Origin of the sequence: Aeromicrobium sp. (assembly GCF_049587115.1) — a bacterium.
GTDB lineage: Bacteria > Actinomycetota > Actinomycetes > Propionibacteriales > Nocardioidaceae > Aeromicrobium.
This window is the reverse complement of sequence record NZ_JBAVDI010000102.1, coordinates 1-3,073: the sequence shown is the minus strand read 5'-3', so window position 1 is coordinate 3,073 and position 3,073 is coordinate 1. Positions and strand designations below refer to the sequence as shown.

Here is a 3,073-nt window from a genome sequence, read left to right as displayed (position 1 = left end):
GGATCGGGTCGTCGCCGGCGGCGCGCAGCAGGTCGTAGGAGGCCAGCCGGAGCGCGAGTGCGAAGGACCAGGACTCGCCGTGCGAGGCGTACCCCTTCACCGGCAGCGGGCCGAGCATCAGCGTCAGGTCGTCACGGTGCGGGCCCACCAGGCTGATCCCGCGGTCGATCTCGTCGTCGCGGCGGCGCTCCAGCTCGGCCAGCAGTGCCCGGCCCAGCACCTCCCGGTCGTGCGAGGGGGGCGCGGACGTCCCCGGCGACGCCCCGCTCCCGGGGTCCCCCTCCGACAGGCTCGTGGTGGCGACGGGCAGCTCGAACGACGGCTTGTAGGTCAGCGTCGCGTCCGTGCGGGTCGCGCCCTGGGCCACCGCGTCGTAGGCGGTGACGACGTACGGGCGCAGCTGCTCCACCAGGACCAGCCGGGCCGCGAGCAGCTCCGACCCGACCGCGGCGAGCTGGGAGTCCCAGACCCCCAGCGTGGACAGCGCAGCGTCGCTGCGACGGCCCTGGCGGCGGGCCGCCCCCGCGGTCTTCAGCAGGGAGTTGCGCTGCTTGAGCACCCGGTCGTAGTCGGCGCGCACGCCAGCGAAGCGTGGCGCGCGCTGCACCAGCAGGTCGTCGAGGAAGTGGCGGCGCTCCGAGGGGTCTCCCTTGACCAGGGCCAGGTCCTCGGGGGAGAAGAGCACCGTGCGGACCAGACCGAGCATCTCGCGGGCCCGCGGCAGCGGGGACCTGTTCACCCGGGCGCGGTTGGACCGGCCGGGGTTGATCTGCACCTCGAGCAGCGCCTCCCGGCCGTCGCGCACCACCGCGGCTCGCACCACCGCGTGGTCCGCGCCCAGCCGGACCAGCGGACCGTCCCCGGCGACCCGGTGCGAGGCGAGCCGGGCGATGTAGTCGACGGCCTCGACCAGGTTGGTCTTGCCCTGCCCGTTGCGTCCGACGAAGGCGGTGACCCCCGGGCCGAGCGGGACCTCCGCCTCCGGGTAGGACCGGAAGTCGTGCAGCGAGAGGTGGGCGACGTGCACGGAGGGGCGGGCCTAGTTGCTGCCGGTCGTGGGCGGCGCGTTGACCTTCGTCGCGTGCCCGCCGAACTGGTTGCGCATCGCGGCGACTGCCTTCATCGCGGGGCTGTCGTCCTGCCGGGAGACGAACCGCGCGTACAGCGCCGCGGTGATCGCAGGGGTGGCCACCGCGTTGTCGATGCCGGCCTCCACGGTCCAGCGACCCTCACCGGAGTCCTCGGCGTAGCCGGCGATCTGCTCGAGCTTCGTGTCGTCCTCCAGGGCGGCGACCAGCAGGTCCAGCAGCCAGGACCGGATCACGGTGCCCTCCCGCCACGAGCTGAACACCTCGGTGACGTTCTCCACCTCGTCGACCTTGCTGAGCAGCTCCCAGCCCTCGGCGTAGGCCTGCATCAGCGCGTACTCGATGCCGTTGTGCACCATCTTCGAGAAGTGACCGGCCCCGACCTTCCCGGCGTGCACCCAGCCGAACTCGCCCGCGGGCTTCAGGGCGTCGAAGACCGGCTGCACGGTGTCGATGTCCTGCTTGGCGCCGCCGGCCATCAGCGCGTAGCCGTTCTCCAGGCCCCAGACCCCGCCGGAGACGCCACAGTCGACGAAGCCGATGCCCTTCGCGGCCAGCGAGTCGGCGTTCAGCTTGTCGTCGGTCCAGCGCGAGTTGCCGCCGTCGATGACGATGTCGCCCTCGCTCATCAGGTCCTTGAGGGCGGCGACCGTCTGCCGGGTGGGCTCACCGGCGGGCACCATCACCCAGACCACCTTGGGCGACGGGAGCTTGTCCAGCATCGCCTCCAGGCTGTCCACGTCGCTGAGCTCCGGGTTGCGGTCGAAGCCGACCACCGTATGCCCGGCGCGGCGCAGGCGCTCGCGCATGTTGCCACCCATCTTGCCGAGCCCGATCAGACCGAGGTCCATGCCGCTCCCTTTCGCTGTGCTGCCGTCGTGTGCACCCCGCCCCGCTGAGGCGGGCCCGCGCGGAGCGGCCCCCAGGCTACTCGCGCGCCGTCCTCGTCCCCGAGTGATGGCCGGGAGACCCGGACCGGGGACACGGCTCAGGAGAGCAGGCGCCGCGGCATCAGCAGGTAGCGGAACGGCGAGTCCTCCTCGCCGTCACCGACCGACCCGCTGATCACGACCGGCTTCGACGACTGGGTGAACGCCAGCTCCACGACGGACTGGTCGATCGCGGTCAGCCCGTCGAGCAGGAACTGCGGGTTGAACCCGGTCACGATGTCCTCGCCGTCGATGGTCGCCTCGATCGACTCCGAGGCCTGGGCCTCGTCGCCTGAGCCGGCGTCCAGGGTGAGCACCCCGTCGCTGAACGCCAGCTGGACGGCGGTGTTGCGCTCCGCCACCAGGGCGACCCGCTTCACCGACTCGATCAGCGCCGCCTTGTCGACCTTGGCGATCGTCTGGTGCTCGTGCGGGAACAGGCTGCGCACCTTGGGGAACTCCCCGTCCAGCAAGCGGGTGGTGGTCCGGCGCACGCCGCCGGGAGCGGCCCCCTCGAACCCGATGATGCCCTCGCCCGATCCGGTGGCTGCCAACGCGATGCTGACCGTGCTGCCGGCGGTGAGCGACTTGGCGGTGTCGCCGAGCACCTTGGCCGGCACCAGGGCCGCCATCGACTCGTCGGGAGAGCGCGGATCCCACGAGAGCTCGCGGTGGGAGAGCCGGAACCGGTCGGTCGCGAGCAGCGAGATCGTCGACCCCTCGATCTCGATCCGGACACCGGTCAGCACGGGGAGCATGTCGTCGCGACCGGCCGCCGTGACCGCCTGGGCGACGGCGTGGGCGAACTGGTCGCTCTGCACGGTCCCGGTCGCGGTCGGCATGTCCGGCAGGGTCGGGTAGTCGTCGACCGGCATCGTCTGGAGGCTGAACCGGGCGGAGCCGCAGGTCAGGGAGACCCGGGCCCCGTCGAGCACCATCTCGACCGGCTTCGCGGGCAGGCTGCGGCAGATGTCGGCCAGTAGCCGGCCACTCACCAGCGCGCGGCCCTCGTCGCTGACCTCGGCCTTGAGCGTGGCCCGGGCGGAGGTCTCGTAG

Annotated in this window: 3 protein-coding genes; all 3 read right to left on the bottom strand. The window is 72.3% G+C overall.

Annotated elements, in window-relative coordinates; translation table 11 throughout:
• Window positions 1-1,027: DNA replication/repair protein RecF (recF, locus tag WB461_RS09575; protein WP_423852506.1), on the bottom strand; the 1,027-nt coding region annotated here is incomplete at its 3' end.
• 12 nt (window positions 1,028-1,039) lie between these two features.
• Window positions 1,040-1,939 carry a phosphogluconate dehydrogenase (NAD(+)-dependent, decarboxylating) gene (gene gnd / locus WB461_RS09570; RefSeq protein WP_423852505.1) on the bottom strand — a complete coding sequence of 300 codons (900 nt, stop codon included), beginning with the start codon at window positions 1,937-1,939 and terminating at the stop codon, window positions 1,040-1,042.
• Between the two features lie 137 nt (window positions 1,940-2,076).
• Window positions 2,077-3,073: DNA polymerase III subunit beta (gene dnaN, locus WB461_RS09565; RefSeq protein WP_423852504.1), on the bottom strand; the 997-nt coding region annotated here is incomplete at its 5' end.

What these genes read in the sequence shown, in the direction of transcription:
- gnd (WP_423852505.1), bottom strand. Translation starts at nt 1,939, where the DNA reads ATGGACCTCGGTCTGATCGGGCTCGGCAAGATGGGTGGCAACATGCGC.